Source organism: Serratia sp. MMO-28 (assembly GCF_037199905.1).
Lineage (GTDB): Bacteria > Pseudomonadota > Gammaproteobacteria > Enterobacterales > Enterobacteriaceae > Chania > Chania oryzae.
Genome location: NZ_JBBCVB010000007.1, coordinates 202,006 through 222,550, shown reverse-complemented (window position 1 = coordinate 222,550; position 20,545 = coordinate 202,006). Strand labels below are relative to the sequence as shown.

Genomic DNA, 20,545 nt, shown 5'->3' with positions numbered 1-20,545 from the left:
GAAATTTCAACACGAATTTAATGACATTAATTCAGGAGTGAAAGAATGGCTGCGTTAGTAGATTACTTTCTCAAAATTGAAGGGGTAGAAGGCGAATCACCGGATCAGAACTATGCAGGCTGGATCCAGTTACAAGCTTGGCAATGGTCAGAAGAGAACGCCGGGCGCTGGGGATTCGGCAGCGGTGGCGGTTCCGGTAAGGTTGAGATGAAAGATTTTGAATTCCGCATGGTCAGCAACAAGGCTTCGCCCAAGCTGTTTCTGATGTGTGCTACTGGCGATCATATCCCACAGGCCAAACTGGTTTGCCGTAAATCAGGGAGTGGCCAGCAAGACTTCCTGACCGTCACCTTCAGTAATTGCCTGGTTTCCTCTTTCAAAACCGTCGGCAATATGCCCCTGGGCATCGCAGAAAAGCTGGATGTCGACACCGTTCTGCCAACGGATGTGATCAGTCTGAACTTTGCTCGCATTGAGCTTGAATACAAAGAGCAAAAGAACGATGGCTCAATGGGCGCGGTGATCAAATCGGGTTACGACCTGAAACTGAACTCACGGGTTTAACACCGCTAATCAGGCTGCTCCAGAAGCCTGGAGCAGCCTACCAGTACTGCTAGGGAAGGCTAATCATGACCATTTCAGCCCCGATACTTTTCGACAAATTGAGCCTGCGCCATGAGCACACCCGCCTGCCACACTGGCGTGAAGTCCTGCTGCGGGATATTGAGTGTTTGCTGAATGACTCCGCTCACAGCGCTGCGCTGAAATTGGGGCATCACCCTCATTGCGAAACCTCAGTGGTCAATTTCGGTCTGCCTTCGCTGAGCCAACAGGTGCCGATCAACACCGATCTGATGGCGCTCGCACGCCATATACAACGCATCATCGCGACTTTTGAACCGCGTCTGGATCCGCGCTCAATCAAGGTGGTTCCGTTAATTGATAAAGACCACACCTGGGTGTTGGCCATCCTGTTTGATATCCATGCCAGATGCCATCTCCCCGGCGAAGAACAGCTGATGAATCTGCGCATCGCCCTTGATTACTCCTATGGAATGGTACGCGTTATCTAAACAATGCAGGATAAAAGGAACAGGTCATCATGCTAAGCGAAAATTTTCTCGCTTTATATAACGAAGAGTTGCGTTACCTACGTGAAGACGGGCGGCGCTTTGCACAAATGCATCCGCAGGTTGCCCAGCACCTGGGGCTGCATGTTGATGGCGTGCTCGATCCTTTCGTTGAGCGCTTGCTTGAAGGCACCGCATTCCTCAGTTCGCGCATTCAAGAACGCCTCAATAACGAGCACCCCGAGTTCGCCCTGCAAATGTTAGGCCGTCTGGCCCCTTTGTGGTACACCCCGTTGCCGTCGATTGCCACCATCGCCATGACGCCGGATCTGACTTCCCCCCAGTGGCATTCACACGTCATTCTGCCGAAAGGGAGCCGCGTAAGCTTAAACGACCAGTCGCTGAACCATCGGCGGGCCAATTTCTCTACCGGGCGCACGCTGAAAATTCAGCCGGTGACCATTGAACATGCCGACTGTAGCAGCACCCCTCCGGCCAATTTGCCACACGCGGTGGCCAGCCAACTGCGCGATGGGCAAGCGCACCTGGCGCTTCGTCTCAGCACTCAAGGGGTCGCAGCATTATCCGAGCTGGATCTCGCGCCCTTAAACCTGACGCTGGCTGGGGATATGGTGCATGCCAATCAGGTGATGAGCACGCTGCTCAACCACACGTTGCGCATTGTCGTCTGGGCAAAAACGGAACAGCGTCCGTTGATGAAGGTGCTCACTAAACAGCAACTGCGCCAGGGGGGCTTAAATCGGGATGAAGCCTTGCTCCCAAGCCATATCAGCGAACTGCCCGGCAGCCGTCTGCTACGCGAATATTTTGCTGCACCATCACGCTTTTTCAGCCTTGAACTGCACGGCCTGAATGACTTCTTGCAACAAGGTGAGCGAGTGCACGCCTTCGAAGTTCTGTTTGTCTTGAACCAACGGCCGCTGCATTTGATCGACCGGGTACATGCGCAGGATTTCCGTCTGTTTGCCACACCGATCATCAACCTGTACAAGCGCCGTTGCAGCCCGGTACTCATCAATAATGAGCACATCGAATACCCGATCATCGTCGATCAGTTGAACCCGCGTCTGTACGAAATCCATCACCTGCTGAGCGTGCAAGGATTACTGACCGATGGCGGCAATATTCCTTTCTCCCCGCTGCATGGACATGGGCATTTTGACGACGATGATAATCTGGCGGGATACAGTATCCGCCGGCGGCGTGAGTTCAGAGAAAACAACGGTCAGAAAGCGTCGCCCATGCCCCATGACAGCCTGTTTATCTCTCTGTCTCCTGGCAACACCGGCTTTGATATCGATCGCGTGAAATCGCTGTCGATCGAAGCCATGGTCTGTGAGCGCCACCTGATCCCCAATCAGTTGCAGCATGCGCAATTCCAATTGGATATTGCCCTGCCTATCGGCGCAGTTGAAATGCTGCGCTCACCTTCACGACCGCAAGGCGTACCCGATATCGCCCAAGCCTGGCGCGCCCTGCAGCTGATTGCCAATAACCCATTACGTTACGCCCAGCCAGAAGTCAGTGACTGTTCCGGATTGCTGAAAGACTGGTTATCGCTGTTTTGCCCCCCCGGTGAAGCTAGCCAATATAAACGCATCACCAGCCTCAATCATGCCAGCATCAGCCACAGCTTCGAGCGCTATACCGCCCCAGGGCCACTGGCCTGGGTACGTGGCGTTGAGGCGACTCTCGACTTAAACAGCCAGCACCACAGTGATAAAGGCGTTCTGCTGTTCGCCAGGATCCTGCATCACGCCTTAGCAGAATACGGCGAGCTGGGGCAGAGCTTACGCATGTGCGTCAAGGTTGACGGAGAAGCTGTCTCACAGTGGGGGCCGATCAGCCATGTCTAATACACCCGCCCTGATCGTGGGCCTTTCTGCCAGCCAGGATTTCTTCGAGCTGTTGCGCCGTATTGAACGGGCCACGCCGTACGAACCCCGCTTAGGAACCGCGGGCGTGCGTAGCCACCGACGCTTGAAGATCGTTCAGCCGGCAGATATGGCCTTTGCTCCGCGCGAAGTGGCCGATGTCAGACAACGGCCGAATGAACCTGGCGATGCGCCGCAGGTGACCATCACCTGTCGCCACTTCGGCTTGTTTGCCCCTTATGGGCCGCTGCCCATTCACGTCACAGAACAGGCGCGTAATGAATTGCTGGCCAAACGCAATCAGGCTTTTCAGGATTTTGCCAGCATCCTTAGCCAACGCATGGCTATTTTGCATTACCGCGCCTGGGCACAGCTCAACGTGGCGGTAGGGCATGATCGGGCAGCAGCCAACCCTTTCCTGCAGCATGTCCGTCAAATTGCGGGCGTCAACGCAAAGCAACCGTTGAACCCGCACATCGTGCGCGTTCGTACGCTTTTTCCCGGTGCTTATCTGCCCGGCCAAGGCTCTCTATGGAAACTACAGGAAATCCTGAAGCACTACTTTTCCGTTCCGATCCACCTCATCCCCCATAAGGGATTATGGATCGATGACGCCCGCCACGCAGAAAACCAGCGTCTGGGAACGTTGGGAACAACCAGGATGGGACGACGCTTTTTTGATGCTCAACACAGCCTGGTAGTCAACATCGGACCGCTATCTGCCCCTGAGTATTTTACCTATCAACGGGGCAGCGAGCGCCTGAAAACCCTGGTGCATCTGTGCCATGACTTCGTGCGGCACCGGATGATTCTGGATGTGAATCTGCTTATCCAGACGTCCCCTCACATGGCCTGCCGCCTTGGTCAAGGCAACCTTAGCCGTCACTGCTGGTTAAAACCAGGCTCGGCTTTACGTATTCAACCGCTTTACAGAACGGTTACTTAACTTTAGGAGCGACAAAGATGTATCAGCGTGAACGCCTTTTTAACCAGCTCGGCGCCTTCGCCTATAAAACCTTTGTTGAGGCAACCCGGCTCTGCCGCAGTTACCGACACGAATATGTAGAGCTTGAGCATTGGCTAAAAGTCTTGGTGGACCAGCAGAAGGGCGATGTGCCTGCACTTCTGGCGCACTATGGGCTGAATCAGGCCGTCATTTCGGCGCGCCTGGATCACATTATTCAGTGCATGCCTAACCGCAATACGGCAGTACAGGACCTCTCATCGCGGCTGGAATCCGCCGTGGAGTCTGGCCTGCTGATCAATCAGGTGATGGGAGCACGGCGCTCGATCCGAACCTCTCACATCCTGCTTGGATTATTGCAGGATGTGCAGCATCAGCGCTGGCTTTACCGCTTGTGCGACGAGTTCAAGAAGCTGCCCATCCCGCAAATTGCGCAGGAATACGAAAGCCTGCTGAACGGTTCGATAGAACATGAGGAGGCACAGCCTGACGAGGGCGCTCAAGATACCGCCTCCGGCCTAAGCAGACCCTCGGCGGAAGGCCAGGCAGCACTGGATAAATGGTGTATCGATCTCACGGCGCAGGCCACTGCCGGTGAGATTGACCCCGTTATTGGCCGCGAAGCCGAATTACGCCAGGTGATCGATATCCTGTCACGCCGCCGCCAGAACAACCCCATTCTGGTGGGGGAAGCGGGGGTAGGTAAGACCGCCGTGGTTGAAGCACTGGCCAGAAGACTGGTCAGTGGCGAAGTGCCCCCGCTATTGCGTGGAGCTCGTCTGCTGTCACTCGATCTTGGCCGGATGCAGGCCGGTGCCAGTATGCGCGGCGAGTTTGAGGCGCGCCTGAAGGCATTGATCGACGGTATCAGCCAATCTGACACCCCGATTATCCTGTTCTGTGACGAAGCCCATACGTTGGTGGGCGCTGGCGGCCAGGCGGGAACGGGCGATGCGGTTAACTTGCTAAAGCCGATGCTGGCAAGGGGAGCACTGCGGATGATTGCCGCCACTACCTGGTCTGAGTACAAACAGTTCATCGAACCGGACTCTGCCCTTACCCGCCGTTTCCAAAGGGTACTGATTGGTGAACCGAATGAGCCGACTGCGGTAGATATGTTGCGGGCCATCGCCCCACACTTTGCACAACATCACAATGTGACCATTCGCGATAGCGCCATCCTGGCAGCGGTACGCCTGTCACTGCGTAACCTGCCTTCACGCCAGCTACCGGATAAAGCCATCAGCCTGCTGGATACCGCCTGCGCCCGTGTTGCACTGAGTCAACATGCCGCGCCCCAAGCCATCGAACAGCGGGCCGCACGGCTCGGCATTCTGCACACCGAGCTTTCTTATCTGCAAAGAGAGCATCAGTTGGGGGCAAGCGTCAATCAACGGTTGGCAGAAGTTGAAGCCGATATCGCATTGCTGGGAGGTGAGTTGGCAGCATTACAACAACGTCATCAACACGAACAAGAGTTGGTCAAAACGTTGCTGCCAACGGCAGATGCGGGCCACGCGATAACGGAACATGCCCGCTGGCCGGAACTGGCTGCGCTACAGCAGGAGGCACCGTTGGTGTACCCGTGGGTGGATGAGCAGACAATCGCCGAAGTCCTGTCGGATTGGACCGGCATCCCCAGCGGCAAAATGCTGCAGGATGATATTGAATGCGTCCTGAATCTGGAACAGCACCTGAGCAGGTGTATTTTCGGGCAAAGCAGTGCCATCAAAGAAATTGCGCAGGCTGTGCGCACGGCTCGCGCCGGTATTCAACCTCAGGAGCGGCCGTTAGGCATCTTTCTGCTGGCCGGGCCTACGGGCACCGGTAAAACAGAAACCGCCAACGTGCTGGCCGATCTGCTGTATGGCGGGGCTCACAACCTGATCACTTTCAACATGAGTGAATTCCAGGAAGCGCACACGCTGTCGACGCTGAAAGGCGCGCCGCCGGGTTATGTCGGCTATGGCAAAGGCGGCAAACTGACTGAAGCGGTGCGACGTAAACCGTACTCTGTGATCCTGCTGGATGAGTTTGACAAAGCTCACCCCGATATTCACGACGCCTTTTACCAGGTGTTCGACAAAGGTTGGATGGAAGATGCGGAAGGGCGCATCGTCAGCTTCCGCCAGTGCTTCATTCTGTTGACCTGCAACCAGGGGGCAGAAGACATTGAGCAGGCCTACCAAGCCGACAACGCGATTAAAATTTCGGCCCTCAAGCCGATTGTCTATAACGCTCTCCTGCCCCGTTTTGCTCCTGCATTGCTGGCCCGGGTCAACATCATTCCTTATCTGCCGCTGCAACAAAACGCCTTGGAACAGATTGCGGCCCATTATCTCGCACGCTTGCAGCAACGCCTGGCGCATGAGATTGGCGCCACTTTACTTGCCGAAGGAGATATCCCTTTGTGGATCGCCGAGCGTATCTCAAGCCATCCAAACCGGGGGCGCGCGGTAGAAGAGTTATTGCGCCAGACCATCTTACCGGCGATCGGCAACGAAGTGTTGCGGCGAAAACAGGAAAGCGCCCCACTGCAGAAAATCAAACTGATGATTGAGGACGCCAACCTGAGCCTGGAGTTTTCTTAATCTCAGTTTATGGCCATTGCGTAACTCTTAGTTAAAAACGAGGTCATTATGCCTTTGATCGAAATAGAGAATAAGTTGTTATCGGGGTTTGACGCTTTCCCTCTCAGCTTTACGACCCAAGAGCGACTGTCGAAAAATCCACTATATAGTCTGGAGTTTCAGGCGGCTGATTCAGACATCGATCTGGTCAGCCTATTAGGCGAGATTATCAAAGTCAGAATAGAGTTACCTGACTCTGCCGGTTACCGCACTTTCTTTACCTATGTGGTGGCTGGTAATGACGAAGGGCAGCGGCAAAACCAGTTCGTCTATCGGCTGGAACTAAGCACCTGGCTGTGGTTCCTGATGCAGAATCGCAATTGTCGGATCTTTCAGGATCTGAATATTATCAGCATTATTGAACAGGTCTTTACCCGCTATCACTTCGCTGATTACCGCTTTGACTTGATAGGCAACTACCCGCTGCGCGAGTACTGCGTTCAATTTGCCGAAACTGACTTCGCCTTTATCAACCGATTACTGGAAGACGAAGGGATTTGGTATTACTTCGAGCATAGCGATGAAAAGCATACGCTAGTGATTACCGACCGACAGCAGTTTGCCCCGTTGGAAGGCAACTATGCGCAACTGAGCTTCCTGCCAGACAGTGAGGAGATGCGGGCAATTCGCGAAGGGGTGCAACGTCTCCAGCGCTCCCAACGCATCCACGCCAGCGAGGTTGTGTTACGTGACTTCGATTTCCTTAACCCACGCAGTACGCTGCAGACCCATATCGAACAGTCCCGTCAGCATCTGCAAGGCGTTCCTTTGGAATGGTACGACTATGCTGCCGGCTACACCGATACCCAGCACGGGGAAAACATTGCCCGCCTGCGTTTGGAAGCGATGCAAAGCAACGGTCAACTGCTTTCCGGTGAAAGTAACGCCACCGGCCTGATGGCAGGGCGAGCATTCACGCTGCTGCAGCACCCGGACAATAGCCGTAACCGGGCATTCAAATTGATCGCTTGTGATTACAGCTTCTTACAGGACGGGCCTGACAGCAGCAGCCAGGGGCGGAATGTGACCTGCCGCTTTATGGCGCTCAATGACGATATCGTTTATCGCCCACTGTGTGTCACCCCGCGGCCACAGGTTCCCGGCGTGCAGAGCGCCACCGTGGTAGGGGCTCGGGAGTCAGAAGTCCACACTGACGAGTTTGCGCGTATTCGTGTTCATTTTCACTGGGATCGTTACAAGACCACAGAAGAAGACAGCTCCTGCTGGATCCGCGTCGTTCAGGCGTGGGCAGGTAAAGGCTGGGGCGTTCTCGCCATGCCGCGCGTGGGCCAGGAAGTCTTGATTAACTACGTTGATGGCGATCTGGATCGCCCCATGGTGACAGGGATCGTCTATAACGGAGAAAACCCGCCGCCCTACCGCTTACCGGAACAGATCAATTACTCCGGTTTTGTCTCCCGATCGCTGCGCTTTGGCAAGCCGCAGCATGCAAGCCAACTGACCTTTGACGACAAGCGTAATAACGAGCGCGTCATGCTGCACGCAGAGCGTGACTTACAGAAAACCATTGAACGCAACTGCTCCACCGCCGTGGGTCAGGATCAATACGAAACGGTAGAGCGCACCAAGACTGACTGGTTCAGCAACCATGTTTCGTATAAAGACGTCAGTTTTTCAGTCACCGGATTCAGTGCTTCAGCAACGGGGCTCAGCCTCTCGGCGACCGGTATCTCTTTCAGTTTAACCGGATTAAGTACCGGACTGACGCTTATCAATACTTCTTTTACCGGTATAGGAACCTCCTTCACCGGGGTGAGTACCTCGTTCACCGGCCTAAGTACCTCATTCACCGGGATGAGTACCAGTATGACCGGCATGAGCACGTCACTCACCGGCAACAGTAACTCCTTTACCGGTTGCAGTAACAGCATCACCGGCAGTAGCCACAGCCAGACCGGCTACAGCAGTAGCGTCACCGGTAAAAGCACCAGTATGACCGGCTCCAGCACCAGTATGACGGGAGAGAGCGCCTCGTTTACCGGCGTCACCTTCAGCTGTGTGGGCAGCAGTACCAGCAAAACCGGTATCAGCATGAGTACCACGGGCTCCTCGACCAGCGTCGTCGGCAGCAGCGTCGGCATGACCGGTTGCAGCATTTCCACTACCGGCAGCAGCGTCAGTACCACCGGTAGCAGCGTCAGCACCACCGGCAGCAGCATCAGTACCACCGGCAGCACCGTCAGCGCGGTTGGCAGCAGCATCAGTAACACCGGCAACAGCATCAGCACCACCGGTTGCAGCATCGGTACTACCGGGTTGGGTATCAGCTATACCGCCATGGAGTACTCAGACAAAGGGGTCGATCTGAAAACCCGCGGCATGCAGATGAAAAATTAAGCAAAAGGAATCCGGAATGCGCATCATTTGCCCACAACAACTCGTTGTACTGAAAAACAGCTACCAGATCGGACGGGAAAGCTCTCTGGGGATCAGCATCGTCGCGGGGTGCTATCTCTCCACTCCCGATCACTTTATCACGGCCCCCCAGATCTGGCATGCCATACAGGCGGCCCCCCGTTCATTCCAGATGCTGGATTGCGCGGAGCCCAAGCCGTTCGCAGAATTCTTATTGGCCGGGCATGCAGGCATTGGGGAAGAGGTCCGAACGTTAGACGTTCAGGCCAAAGTCGGCTCATTGGCACGCCGCTGGCGTATTGAAGGTGAAAGCCATAAAGCAGGCCTGCACGCCATGCCATTTAGCCGTATGCCCATGGACCACCCACAGAGCTGGGGAGGAAAAGACTGCAAAGAGAATCCCCTCGGGCGCGGCTACAGCGACAACCGTAATCCGACTCTGATGTCGATAGGCTTTGACGGAGCGGCTATCGCCCGCTCTCCGCTGGCGGCCCCAACCCCGATCCCCCATGACTTTCAGTTGCGTAAAAGCCACATCGATAACGTGGCCCCGGCCATGACGGATAAACATTACCTGGAAACCTATTTCCCGGGCTTACCGCCGAATATTGATCGCCGTTATTTCCAGATGGCTGCACCTTCACAGTGGCTGAAAACCGCAGAATGGCCGGACATCATTCCTTATGAACTTCACGGTTTTCGCCCTCATGGGGAGGCATTAGCCGGGACTTTCCCTGCCGTGCGGGCTCGAGCCTTTGTTTGGCGTCAACACCAATCCTCACCACAAGAGCTGCAGCTACAGCGCAAAACGCTGTGGTTACTGCCCGATGAAAACGTCGGGCTGCTGGTTTTCACCGGCAGCGTGCCGCTGACCCACTTATTTGATGAACCGGTACACACGTTGCTGGCGGGGCTGGACAGCATCAGCACCTTGCGTGAAACCGAACATTATCAACAGGTCTATGCCCGCCGCAGTCTGGCGGGAGCACCCAATTTTACCTTCCTTAACGATTGCGAACTGATGCCTGTGGACATGCCGCTGAACGTGATCCGCAATTTGGCTGACCACCCCTATTCCCGCAATTACAGAGCCACGCCGCAATCTGCAGAAGAGAGCCAGCGCTTTTATCAGCAAGTGCACGAGGCCATTAAACAACAGCAACAGCAGCCGCAACCCGAATTACCCCCTGCTGCCAAAGCCCCTCCTGCCGAGGACAATGAGGCGGGCACCCTGTGGCTGCAGCGCAACGAGAGCAGCGCAGAAAATATCATGTTCAACGGCACTGATTTTTCGGCCTTGACGCTGAAAAACCGGCAGTTCCGCTACTGCACCTTTAATCATTGCCGCTTTTCTGACACCGCCCTGAGCGATTGCACCTTTGAATCTTGTCAGTTTCTTTACTGCCAGATCGACAATGCCAACTGGCATAACGTACAGATGAACGGTTGTTTTATGCAACACACTGATGCCTGTAAAAGCCGTTTTAACGGCTGTCAGTATGAAAAAACCGCTCTGGAATCAACCCGGTTCGTCCAATGCCGCTTCACCGATTCACGCTGGCAACACTGTATCGTCAAACAAAGCGATCTGAGTCTCAGCCAGTTTGAACAATGCACCGCAGACGGCGGTTTCTACTCTGAGACGCTGTTTAGCCAGTCTCAGCACGATCAATGCTTGTTAACATCATGCATTTTCGAAAAATGCACGGGCTTGAACGCCAAATTTGCCGACAGCACGTTGGAGAAAAGCTCATTCATCGACAGTCAATGGCAGGGCATACACTTTACCCAGTGTCAGATATACAGCTTTACCACCGGCCTTGGCGTCGATCTTTCCGCAAGCCACTTTGAGCAATGCAGCCTGGATAAGGTGGGATTCAGCAAAGCCAATCTGCAAGCCAGTACGTTCATTCATTGCTCAGTGATCGAGGGCGTCTACGATCATGCCAATCTGGATCAGGCCACCATCACTTTTTGTGATATGGCCTTATTACGCCTCAAAGATGCCTGCCTGACGCACAGTGTTTGGCAAGCAACCAGCCTGCAGCAAGGCATTCTCTATAACGCCGACCTACGTGATGCCAGTTTCCAGCGTTGCAACCTGGCGGGCGCAAACCTGGGCATGACCAGCCAGAATATGACCACTCGCTTTGAACAATGCCTGCTTGAGAAAACCCATTGGCTGCCTCGACGCTACAAAGTCCCGGCTTAAGTCACCCTCTGACAGGAGAATTAAGATGAGCGAATTAGAGTACAGCACGATCCCACCGAAAGAACCTCGGCGGATCGTGGGGAAACACTTCAAGGGGCGCACCCTGAATAATCTGGTTCTTTCCAAGGTCTATTTTATTGATTGCAGCTTCTCAGATCTTGCCATCAATAACGGCAGCGTGCGCGATTGTCACTTTGAAAACTGCCGTTTTAGCCAGATTACACTGCAGGCTGGCAGCGTGGAAAACTGCTCTTTCCGCTACAACCATCTGCACCATATCAGTGCCAGTGCGCTCTCGGCTTGCCAGATCAGCCACGTCGAGAGCGAATGGCGGCAATGCACGCTGCACCGTTGCCAGATTGAAAGCTGGCTGTTAGCCAACTGCCAGATGGAACATGCCGATTGGCAGGAGCTTCAGCTTTCTTATCTCACCGTGGCCAATACCCCGATTGCCGACCTACAGATGTTTGACGGATCTCTGCAGGATGCCAGCTGGTATGGTTGTTCTCTATCGCAAGCCAATTGGCAGCGGGTGAAGATTAGCCGCCAGGTTATGGGCTGTTGCACGCTGGATCAGTGCCGCTACCAGCAGATCAGCGGTAAGACATTGGTCTGGAGCCGGTGCGAACTCAGGCAAACCGAGTTTCACAAACTCCCCTTGGAGAACGCCAGCTTCCATAAAACGCGGTTGAGTGTATGCAATCTGAGCGACAGTAATCTCAGTTCAGCACACTTCGGTGAAGCCACTCTCGATCGCTGTGATTTCACTCAGGCGAAATTGCAGGGAGCCTGTTTTACCGATGCCAAACTGAGTACTTGCCAGCTGAATGCCGCCGATCTGCAACAAGCTTCTTTGCTGCGCGCTCAGTTAGAGCTCTGCGATCTCACCCAGGCCAACCTGAGCCGGGCCGATCTGCGCAGTTGCGATCTACGCACTTCATCGCTTCAGGCCTGCAAAATCCACGCCACCCGTCTGCACGGTGCCCAGTTACAAATGCTGGATACCCCTTTGACCTTACCAGACCCCTTACTGATGCAAATCGACAGTTGGTACGACCGGCATCAGCCAGGGCCACAAACCCGAACAGCAGTTTCCCCCATTCCTTCAGGAGCGAGTCGTTATGTCTGAACTTATTTCATCTGCCTCTGCGCGCAGTGCTGAACGTTTTTCTCAATCGACGCGCGCGCTACGCCAGATGCATGTGATGCCGAACATCATCGTCGATCAGGTCATGGCCGACGGTCCGGGCCACCTTTACCTGCAACAGTATCCCGAACTGGAAGTCATCACGGCAGCCAGTTGCCTGGTATCGCCACAGCCGGGCGATAGGGTCAGCGCGGTTTTGTACCATCACCAGGCTTTTGTCACCGCCATCCTGCAACGCCAACAGCCCGATGCACCACTGGTGTTAAACAGCGGTAATGTCCCGCTGCACCTGCTGGCACCCGCTTTAGAGATCCACAGCCCTGAGCGCGTTGAAATTCACACCGGCCACTTTTCCGTGGTGGCACGCATCAGCCAGTGGGTCGCCCAAACTCTGCATCAGGTGGTCGATACGCTGTTTGTTCAGGCCAAACATGCGCACCGGCAGGTAGAAAACACCGACGAGGTTCAAGCGCGCCACATCAGCCAGCACGCTGAGCAAAGCTTACTGATCAACAGCCGTATCGGCTCCTTAAACGCTTCCGCCGTACTGAGAATTGACGGCGGTCAAATCCATATGGGGTAAATCAAATGACAGCAGCCAATACCTGCGCGGATGGCATGAGCCTTGCCGGATCTGACGCGATGATCCCGATACCAGGCCCCAACTTCGCGCCGAATGCCAACGGTATGAAAAACGTCGGCAATTATTACAACGGCGCCAGTAACGAACAGAATACGTGCACTCTGCGTACCAGCACCATTGATACCGGCATCATTCTGGGGGCGGCCTCGGGGACCAGTTGCGCCAAGCTGGACCCGATGCAAGGCTCGACAAAATATTTTATTCATGGAAGCCCAGCGACACGTTTAGGAGATATGAGTATGACCAATAACCACAATGCGTCATCGACCCAAATCACCCCTAGCCAAACTAAGTGCTTTATCAATGTGTAGCCGGTTCCATTATCACTCTCTGCCCATTCTGATGGGATGGGCACTGCTCAGCGGCTGTAGCTGGTTTTCCTCCGCACCGGAAATCCCGCCGCAGCAGCGACAGATTGCTCTGCAGTTGAATGCCGCACCAGTGATCAACCCTGGTGCCAATGGTCAGGCACAGCCGGTGAAAATCTGCGTCATTGAAACCAATCTCGATGGCTGGACACCACCGGGCCTGTACCAAGGGACACCCTGTAGCGATATCAACGTCGGTGGTGAAGTCATTAGCGTGAGCCAATACATTCTGGCTCCGTTAGAGACACGCCGGTATCTGCGTGAAGCCCCTTTCGACCAAGAGCGCTGGCTGGTGATTGCCGCTGAATTTCAAGACGCCAGTAAGGGTAAAAACCTGATGCAACTGAAGTCCGCTGCCCGTACTGATTTCAACCCTGTGGTGAAGGTGGATGGCTGTAGTTTGCTGCTCTCCAACACCCCCCCAGTCGTTTCAAAGGAAAAGTAATATGCTGCCAAAACAACGTGTTGCCTGGGTTGAGGGAATGTTGATGGAACCACAGCATTTCCAACAGCAGGAACGCTATCTGGAACATCTTATCGATATGCGTGCGCGTAGCATGAGTGCCCTCGCCTGGGGTTTCCAGACGCTTAGTATCAATCAGGGCCTGCTGGATCAGGGCAAATTCGCCCTGAACAAAGCCAGCGGTGTATTCCCCGATGGCACCCCCTTCCATATGGAAAATAGTGAACCCTTGCCGCTGCCGTTTGACCCCGGAGAGAACTGCCAAGGCAATATCCTCTGTCTTTCCGTTCTGATGGATATCCCTGGCAATACCTACATCGACCTGACCGGGGGCAAGCAGGGGTGCCGCTTTAGCGCAGTCGACGCCGAGGTTCAGGACCGTAACCACGGTATTACTGCAGAAGGCACTCCTCAGATCACCACCTTGCAGCTCGGGCAGTTACAAACCAGATTAAATCTGCGTGGCGCTGTCAGTGATGCGGAATCCGTGTTGCCCGTCGCCCTTATCAAAGAGCGCACCCGGGACGGCCGCCTGATCCTGGATGACAATTTTCTGCCACCGATGCTGGATTTTCGTGCCACAGGCTGGCTGGAAAATGCCACCACCGAACTTTTGGGCCTGATCGTACAACGATTGGAAGCGGTTTATCGCCCTGACGTTCCGTTATCCATGGGGGGGTTATCCGAACTGCTGGAATTGCTTTTGCTGCAAACGCTCAGTGAATACAATTTAAAGCTCTCGCATCTCGTCACCCAGCGCCACGTTCATCCCGAGTGCTTGTTCCAACTGCTACTGGGGCTGCTTGGCCGGTTGAGCACCATTCCCGGGGGAGAAAAACCCTGGGCTCGCCAGGACTTGTTTTACGCACACCACGAGCCGCACAACGGTTATTTCTCACTGTTTGCCGCGCTGCGCCGCGCCTTGTCTCTGGTGATCGAAGCTCCAGCCGTCGCCCTGCCATTTGTTGAACGCGGCGACAACATTTATCTGTGCCAGAACGATGCCCAACTGCGCCTGGAAAAACTGATCTTTACCGTCAACGCAAAATTACCAGCGGACACCATACGCACCTATTTCCCAGCCCAAACCAAACTGGGCCCGGTCGAAAAGATCGTCCAGCTAATCGATCTGCAGCTTCCTGGGGCCAGGATGATGCCGATGGCCTCCCCCCCCAGGCATATCCCTTATTACCCCAACAGTGTCTATTTTGAGGTCGATCACTCCGATCCGATTTATCAGGAAATGATGTCCGGTACCGCTATCGCGCTCAGCATCGTCGGGGACTTCCCCGAACTGCGTTTTGAAGCCTGGGGATTAAGGCAAGGGAGAGTCGGATGAATGATTTTGAACGCCAGATCCGTGAGGCCATTTCTGCCGCGCGCAATGGTGTACGGCATGCGGAACAATCGCTGACCAATCCTATTTGGCAGGCCAAAAGCAGCGTGGCTTCTCTCAGCGGTATTCTGCCCAACGCTGCCGCCTCGGGCTCACCGGCGCGGGCAGAGGAACAGGAGGCCCACTATGACAAACCTGCCAACGAGGCCTTAGAACCCACGGCGGAGGGTTATCCACCTGCTCACCATTATGCAGCCTCAGACAACGTGGCCAGAAGAGCACCGGCGCAAAACAGGCCCTATCGATTAGCGACCGAACGCCCCGGGGTGTTAGCAGGCACCTGGGATAACCCCTATATCGCTGCGGCCATGCCTCTGCTGCTCCTGGTAGAACGCCTGCGCGCCAACCCTGCCAGCAGAATGGGCGAAATCAGGCCATCACTGGTGAGGGAGATCCAGTATTTCCAACAGAGCCTGCAGCGGCAAAACAGCCTGGCAGAGGATGTTCATCACCTCTCTTACCTGTGTTGTACCTACATCGACGGCATTTTCCCTAACCTGCAGACGTCAGAATCGTTCAATCGCAGTCTGTTGGTAGAATTTCACCGCAATGCCTGGGGTGGGGAGGACTGCTTTGAGCATCTGCAGGAATATCTGGAATCACCCAAGCAAAACCGCCAAGTGCTGGAGTTTTACGATCTCATTCTATCGCTGGGGTTCGAGGGCAAATTCCAGATGGTGGAACACGGTGGCGTGCTCTTGATGGACTTGCGCAACCGCCTGCATACCCTGCTCTACGGGCAACATGCCACCGAATCGCTGGCCATCGCGCAGGCCGAAACCGGTTCACCAAGACGTCCCTACGTCAAGGCGTTAAAAATATTCTGCTATGGTCTGATCCTGTGCCTGTGCGCGTACGCTATCAGCGCCTGGTATCTGCATGAACAATCGCGCCAGATCCGCAGCGATATCCTGGCTTGGGTACCGCCAGAACCCCGAAAGATCAACATCATGGAGACGCTGCCCAACCCCTTGTCGAAAATCCTGAACGAAGGCTGGTTGGAAGTACGAAAAGACCCGCGCGGCTGGCTGCTGATTTTTACTTCAGATGGTGCCTTCCGCACCGGCCAAGCCCAGCTTTCGGAAGAGTTCCTCAACAAACGCAATATCGAACGCTTGGGGGAAGCCTTGGCGCCATGGCCTGGCGATCTCGAGGTCATCGGCCATACGGATAGCCAGCCCTTCCGCAATAACTCCAGTAACTCCAACCTCAAACTGTCTGAAGCCAGAGCCATCGTGGTGGCCGACAAGCTACGGGAATCCACCGATATCAACCAGATGCATCAACGTGAAATCAATGCAATTGGGCGTGGCGAAAGTGAGCCGCTGGCCGACAACACCACCGAAGAAGGCCGCCGCCGAAACCGTCGTGTCGACATTCTTTGGAAGATCGGCAAACGCGATGCCGATCGGGCCATGCAGGAGTTTATTGATAGCAGTACCCCCGCGCTCTTGGATACCAACAGACAATAATAGGGATGGTTATGATACGCCGACTTCTGATTTTGATGATCGCTCTGGTACTTTGCTATGCCGTCTGGTGGGTAGGCCCACTGATCGCAATTGGTCCTTATTTCCCATTGGGCGGTGTTTGGGTTCGAAAAATCATTATCACACTCATCCTGTGCTGGGCGTTATGGCCCTTTGTCGCAGTGTGTCTGGGTTGGATTTTTCGCCATCTGCGAGCGCCACTGCCGCAGCGCAAGAAAAAAACCGTGCAGTTGGATCGCGTTTCCGCACGTTTTTATGATGCGCTACGCACGCTGCAACATGTCAGCCTCGCAGGCTCAAAAACGCGCTGGCAACGCTGGCGCGAACGCAGAAAACGCCAATATATCGATGAGAAACCCTGGTTTCTGGTCATGGGCCCGCCTGGATGTGGGAAAACCTCACTGATCTATGAAAGTGGTGAACATTTTTTGCTGTCGGAGCAATATGGCCTGGCGCAAACGACCGACATCGGCCCAACTCAGGACTGTAACTGGTGGCTGACCGAACGCGCCGTTTATATTGATACGGCTGGCGAATGGATCCTGCTGCACGGGCAGAGTGAAGAAGCGGGCATCGCCAAACAGAAACTGTTCTCCATGATCCGCAAGCACCGACGTTACCCAGGCATCGATGGGATCATTCTCTGCCTGGATGCCGAAATGCTGCTGCATGCTTCCCTGACCGAACGCAAGTCGTTGGCAGATACGCTGCGCGTTCGCATTCAAGAAACGGCCGCCAGTTTTCACACCGATATTGCCGTCTATCTTTTGCTGAATAATATCGACCGACTGCCGGGCGGCGAAGTCTTCCTTTCACTGATCGGCGAAGATCTTCTCGCTGAAGGGCTTGGGATCAGCCTCACCTGCGACGCGCAGGGCCACAATAACTTCGACGCCGATGAAGCGCGCTACCGTGAGTTGCAGGTTAAAGTCAGCCGCTACGTCCTGGAAATCCTGCATGACGCCCCCAGCGCAGAAGTGCGTCAGCAACTCCTGCTGTTTACAGAAAGCCTGGGCGCTTTGCACAAACCGTTGTTCAGTCTATTCGAGCAGGTCTTTCCCGCCACCCCGATCGGTTATTCCGGCTGTCTGCGGCAATTCTGGCTGGGTAGCACCCTGACGCTATCCTGCTGGGAAGACAGCTTTGAAACCCGTGCCATCGGGCCTATCTACTACCCGGCACTCAGCAACGCCATTACCGAACGCGGGATCCTGCATTCCTCAGGCCCGCTGCCATTACGCAACCGCCTGATGCTGGTGGGCCGCTACCTTCTGGTCACATTGTTACTGTGCCTGACGCTGCTGATGCTGGGCAGCCGCTATTTCTGGGAATATGACTATATCGCCTATGCCTCGGCGCGTTTTGAGGAAACCAAGCGTATCGTGCGCGATATTCCTTTAACCAACCAAATCAATGACGATCTGGTGGCCGCCTTTGAACAACTGGGTTATATCGGGACCCAGTTCCTGGAAAGTTCCCCGCCCGTTCTGACCCCTTATTTTGAACACCGTCTGCTCAATCAGGTCATGCTGCAAACCTACCACCGGCATCTGAACAAGATCTTCTGGCCTGCGGTCGAGAATTACGTCGCCAATGAGTTGCGTAAAGATTCGCTATCTGACAATGACGACGGATACGACACCCTGAAAATCTATCTGATGCTTGGCCACCCGGAACGCCGCTCAGCGGAAGCGCTGGAAAACTGGTTTATGAACCGCTGGAACGACTTTGCTCCTCAGGGCTATACCCTCAGCGAACGCAAGCTATTCAGCTATCATCTGCGCGAGCTGTTTGCTGATACCTCGGCCAATGCGCCCAAAGCCAAAATGGACGACGAACTGATCCGTACCGCGCGAATCAAAGCCATGAGGATCCCGATTCATATTCGGGTAGTGCAGCGCATTCAGGACAAACCGCTGCCGCCACGGATTGAAAATATTACGCTGGCAGATATGGCCGGCCCCAGCGTGACCCTGATGTTGCGCCGTAAAAGCCCAAGCACCGTGACAGATCTCGCGATCCCAGGTTTTTACACCCGGGCCAGCTATCACGATGTGTTTCTGGCGCAGTTGCAGGAAGCCTCCGAAGCCATGATTCAGGAGCAGAGCTGGGTGCTTAGCGACAGTAAAGACTCCGTCAGTCAGGTCAATCTATTGGCCACCGCGCAAAAGCTGTCCGATGAAGCACGGAAATATTATCTGATGGAGTACGCCAACCAGTGGGATGCGCTGCTGAATGACATCCGCGTACGCCCCATCAACGATCTGGATGATGCGGCGCTACTAGCACGTCAATTCTCCGATCCCTCCTCGCCACTCGCTAATCTGGTGCGCTTTGCCACACGGGAAACCACGCTCAGCGCCAATAGCCAGGATGATATGACCAGTTGGTTCGATTCCCAGCGTTCCAAGCTGAATCAGGCACGCCGTAATGTGATCGATCAGATGTCTGGTGAACGCTCGCGCTTTCGGCTGACGCCGGAGAAAAGCGTTGAAGATCGCTTCGAACTGCTGCGCCGGCTTGGCTACCAGCTACAGCAGTCCTCAACCAGCAACAGCGATCCCCTCGCCAACGCTTTTGAGCAGATCTACAACCAATTGATTACGCTGTCAGTTTCGCTGCGTGCAGGCCAGATCCTGCCTAAAAACAGCGATTTTAACCGCTTGCAGATTGATATGGCCCGCCAGCCAGAGCCGGTACGCAGCGTGATGATGGATCTGTTATCCACCGGCCAAAACCAAAGCCTGCAACAAAGCAAAGAAAACCTGAACAAAGGCGTCTCTTCTATTGCATCGGACTTATGTAATAAAACCGTCAGCGGGCGCTACCCCTTCAACCGTGCTGCGAGAGAGGAAATTGGTATCACCGATTTCAGCCGCATGTTCAGCCAGAATGGCGCAATGCAAAGCTTTTTTGACCAGAATCTGGCGCCTTATGTCGATACCGGCGGCAACCGCTGGCAGGTGAAGCCAGAAAGCGCTGGCGTGGTAAGCGCCAAAACGCTCGGTGCCTTCGAGAATGCTTCTTTGATTCGTGACACCTTCTTCGACGCCTCAGGCAAGATGGCGATGTCTATGATTATTCGCCCTATTTCATTGTCTCCGAACATTTTGGAAGCCGTGCTGGATGTGGACGGCCAGGTTCTTTCCTATAGCCACGGCTACAGCCAGCCGATGCGCGTTGACTGGCCAGGGCCGAAAGGCGGGGTCTATATCCGCCTGACGTTTAAAACACAGAGCGGAAAGATTGAAACCGTCAGTTTTGACGGGCCTTGGGCCATTTTCCGCATGTACGACGCCAGTAACCCGGTGAAGCTCAGCAGCAATAGCCGTGAACTGACGATCGCCATGAATGCGATCAGCGGATTTTTCAAAGTAGAACTCAGCTCAACCATGAAGGACTACCCGCTGTGGTCGCAGGCGCTGAGCCAATTTTCATGCCCCAAAAACCTGTAACCATAAAAGAAGGAAAGATGAAATGCTTGATCCGAAAACCATAAAAGATGTCATGCAATCCAGTTCCGGTCTGGGCCAGCAGGCCCAGTCTGAATTACAGAAGCCGTTTGTTAAAGGTATGCAGAATATGGAGATGTCGGGAGCCGATGCGGCCAGAAATATCATGCAATCGGTCAATCAGTCATGCCAGACCATGATGGATGATATGAACAAAATCCTGAATGGAGTCCAGGATAACGTCGACGCTCATCAGAAAATGCAACGCGAAGAGCGGCCAAAAGACTTCGAAACGGCAATGAAAGACTTACGGACCACGTTGTCCACTGGCTTTCCTGAAGAGATGAAGAATATGTTTGATAAAGTACCAAAAGTTTAATTGAATCAAAAAGTAAAATAAAAATTAATGCAGAGAGGGCCCCCTCTCTGCATGTGAAGA

Annotated in this window: 15 protein-coding genes; all 15 read left to right on the top strand. The window is 54.4% G+C overall.

Features of this window, described 5'->3' with window-relative positions; all coding sequences use genetic code 11:
* The first annotated feature begins 45 nt into the window (after positions 1-45).
* The 15 genes from WG891_RS08755 to WG891_RS08685 all read left to right on the top strand — a co-directional run bounded on the left by WG891_RS08755 (position 46) and on the right by WG891_RS08685 (position 20,485).
* Positions 46-564 carry an Hcp family type VI secretion system effector gene (locus WG891_RS08755; RefSeq protein ID WP_156293744.1) on the top strand — a complete coding sequence of 173 codons (519 nt, stop codon included), beginning with the start codon at positions 46-48 and terminating at the stop codon, positions 562-564.
* 65 nt (positions 565-629) lie between these two features.
* Positions 630-1,073 carry a type VI secretion system baseplate subunit TssE gene (locus WG891_RS08750; protein ID WP_156293743.1) on the top strand — a complete coding sequence of 148 codons (444 nt, stop codon included), beginning with the start codon at positions 630-632 and terminating at the stop codon, positions 1,071-1,073.
* A 29-nt stretch (positions 1,074-1,102) separates the two neighbouring features.
* The gene (gene tssF, locus WG891_RS08745; protein ID WP_337262146.1) at positions 1,103-2,947 is read left to right on the top strand and encodes a type VI secretion system baseplate subunit TssF; all 1,845 of its coding nucleotides are present in this window, start codon (positions 1,103-1,105) and stop codon (positions 2,945-2,947) included.
* A complete protein-coding gene (tssG, locus tag WG891_RS08740; protein WP_337262145.1) occupies positions 2,940-3,911 on the top strand; it encodes a type VI secretion system baseplate subunit TssG in 972 nt (323 codons plus the stop codon). The genes tssF and tssG overlap by 8 nt, the downstream gene beginning before the upstream one ends.
* A gap of 17 nt (positions 3,912-3,928) precedes the next feature.
* Positions 3,929-6,520 carry a type VI secretion system ATPase TssH gene (tssH, locus tag WG891_RS08735; RefSeq protein ID WP_337262144.1) on the top strand — a complete coding sequence of 864 codons (2,592 nt, stop codon included), beginning with the start codon at positions 3,929-3,931 and terminating at the stop codon, positions 6,518-6,520.
* Positions 6,521-6,568: 48 nt separating this feature from the next.
* On the top strand, positions 6,569-8,917 hold the full coding sequence (vgrG, locus tag WG891_RS08730) for a type VI secretion system tip protein VgrG (protein WP_337262143.1): 2,349 nt from the start codon (positions 6,569-6,571) through the stop codon (positions 8,915-8,917).
* A gap of 16 nt (positions 8,918-8,933) precedes the next feature.
* Positions 8,934-11,147, top strand: a complete 2,214-nt coding sequence (locus WG891_RS08725; protein WP_337262142.1) for a DUF2169 family type VI secretion system accessory protein — start codon at positions 8,934-8,936, stop codon at positions 11,145-11,147.
* 25 nt (positions 11,148-11,172) lie between these two features.
* A complete protein-coding gene (locus WG891_RS08720; protein WP_156293737.1) occupies positions 11,173-12,276 on the top strand; it encodes a pentapeptide repeat-containing protein in 1,104 nt (367 codons plus the stop codon).
* Positions 12,269-12,877, top strand: a complete 609-nt coding sequence (locus tag WG891_RS08715; protein ID WP_156293736.1) for a DUF3540 domain-containing protein — start codon at positions 12,269-12,271, stop codon at positions 12,875-12,877. Before WG891_RS08720 ends, WG891_RS08715 begins: the two co-directional genes overlap by 8 nt.
* Before the next feature lie 5 nt (positions 12,878-12,882).
* Complete coding sequence (locus WG891_RS08710; RefSeq protein WP_156293735.1) at positions 12,883-13,248, top strand: PAAR-like domain-containing protein; 366 nt, start codon at positions 12,883-12,885, stop codon at positions 13,246-13,248.
* Positions 13,241-13,750: a type VI secretion system lipoprotein TssJ gene (gene tssJ, locus WG891_RS08705; protein ID WP_156293734.1), complete on the top strand. Its 510-nt coding sequence runs from the start codon at positions 13,241-13,243 to the stop codon at positions 13,748-13,750. The genes WG891_RS08710 and tssJ overlap by 8 nt, the downstream gene beginning before the upstream one ends.
* A 1-nt stretch (position 13,751) precedes the next feature.
* Positions 13,752-15,107: a type VI secretion system baseplate subunit TssK gene (tssK, locus tag WG891_RS08700; protein ID WP_337262141.1), complete on the top strand. Its 1,356-nt coding sequence runs from the start codon at positions 13,752-13,754 to the stop codon at positions 15,105-15,107.
* A complete protein-coding gene (gene icmH, locus WG891_RS08695) occupies positions 15,104-16,636 on the top strand; it encodes a type IVB secretion system protein IcmH/DotU (protein WP_337262140.1) in 1,533 nt (510 codons plus the stop codon). The genes tssK and icmH overlap by 4 nt, the downstream gene beginning before the upstream one ends.
* An 11-nt stretch (positions 16,637-16,647) precedes the next feature.
* A complete protein-coding gene (gene tssM / locus WG891_RS08690) occupies positions 16,648-20,109 on the top strand; it encodes a type VI secretion system membrane subunit TssM (protein ID WP_337262139.1) in 3,462 nt (1,153 codons plus the stop codon).
* Positions 20,110-20,131: 22 nt separating this feature from the next.
* Entirely contained in the window at positions 20,132-20,485 is a 354-nt protein-coding gene (locus WG891_RS08685; RefSeq protein ID WP_156293731.1) for a DUF6277 family protein, read from the top strand.
* The last annotated feature ends 60 nt before the right edge of the window (positions 20,486-20,545 follow it).

Bases quoted from the DNA above. Each gene is read 5' to 3' on its own strand.
- WG891_RS08755 (WP_156293744.1), top strand. From the start codon at position 46: ATGGCTGCGTTAGTAGATTACTTTCTCAAAATTGAAGGGGTAGAAGGC.
- WG891_RS08750 (WP_156293743.1), top strand. From the start codon at position 630: ATGACCATTTCAGCCCCGATACTTTTCGACAAATTGAGCCTGCGCCAT.
- tssF (WP_337262146.1), top strand. From the start codon at position 1,103: ATGCTAAGCGAAAATTTTCTCGCTTTATATAACGAAGAGTTGCGTTAC.
- tssG (WP_337262145.1), top strand. From the start codon at position 2,940: ATGTCTAATACACCCGCCCTGATCGTGGGCCTTTCTGCCAGCCAGGAT.
- tssH (WP_337262144.1), top strand. From the start codon at position 3,929: ATGTATCAGCGTGAACGCCTTTTTAACCAGCTCGGCGCCTTCGCCTAT.
- vgrG (WP_337262143.1), top strand. From the start codon at position 6,569: ATGCCTTTGATCGAAATAGAGAATAAGTTGTTATCGGGGTTTGACGCT.
- WG891_RS08725 (WP_337262142.1), top strand. From the start codon at position 8,934: ATGCGCATCATTTGCCCACAACAACTCGTTGTACTGAAAAACAGCTAC.
- WG891_RS08720 (WP_156293737.1), top strand. From the start codon at position 11,173: ATGAGCGAATTAGAGTACAGCACGATCCCACCGAAAGAACCTCGGCGG.
- WG891_RS08715 (WP_156293736.1), top strand. From the start codon at position 12,269: ATGTCTGAACTTATTTCATCTGCCTCTGCGCGCAGTGCTGAACGTTTT.
- WG891_RS08710 (WP_156293735.1), top strand. From the start codon at position 12,883: ATGACAGCAGCCAATACCTGCGCGGATGGCATGAGCCTTGCCGGATCT.
- tssJ (WP_156293734.1), top strand. From the start codon at position 13,241: ATGTGTAGCCGGTTCCATTATCACTCTCTGCCCATTCTGATGGGATGG.
- tssK (WP_337262141.1), top strand. From the start codon at position 13,752: ATGCTGCCAAAACAACGTGTTGCCTGGGTTGAGGGAATGTTGATGGAA.
- icmH (WP_337262140.1), top strand. From the start codon at position 15,104: ATGAATGATTTTGAACGCCAGATCCGTGAGGCCATTTCTGCCGCGCGC.
- tssM (WP_337262139.1), top strand. From the start codon at position 16,648: ATGATACGCCGACTTCTGATTTTGATGATCGCTCTGGTACTTTGCTAT.
- WG891_RS08685 (WP_156293731.1), top strand. From the start codon at position 20,132: ATGCTTGATCCGAAAACCATAAAAGATGTCATGCAATCCAGTTCCGGT.